This window comes from Photobacterium sp. R1 (genome assembly GCF_054600795.1).
In genome coordinates this window covers 1-443 of sequence record NZ_BAAHZP010000104.1, presented here as the reverse complement: position 1 = coordinate 443, position 443 = coordinate 1, and the positions used below count along the sequence as shown (strand labels likewise).

Sequence of the window (443 nt, the reverse complement as noted above, 5' to 3'; positions counted from 1 at the left end):
AAGGAAATAGAAATTGACGTGGCGGCCCCACAGATGGGAGTCGAGATCATGGCCCCTCCCGGCATGGAAGAGATGACCAATCAACTGCAGGGCATGTTCCAGAATCTGGCGGGCAACACCACTAAAAAGCGCAAGATGAAAATCAAAGATGCGCTCAAAGCGGTGACCGAAGATGAAGCCGCTAAACTGGTCAATCAGGAAGAGCTGAAAGAGCAGGCTATCCACGCCGTCGAGAACAACGGTATCGTCTTCATTGATGAGATCGACAAAATCTGTAAGCGTGGCGAAAGCTCAGGTCCGGATGTGTCCCGCGAAGGTGTCCAGCGTGACCTGCTGCCACTGGTGGAAGGTTCAACGGTCTCGACTAAGCATGGCATGGTCAGAACCGATCACATTCTGTTCATCGCTTCCGGCGCCTTCCAGGTCGCACGTCCGTCGGATCT

Annotated in this window: 1 protein-coding gene; it reads left to right on the top strand. The window is 53.7% G+C overall.

Annotated features, from left to right (window positions below):
* Positions 1-443: AAA family ATPase (locus tag ACYP03_RS24170; RefSeq protein WP_459782390.1), on the top strand; the 443-nt coding region annotated here is incomplete at both ends.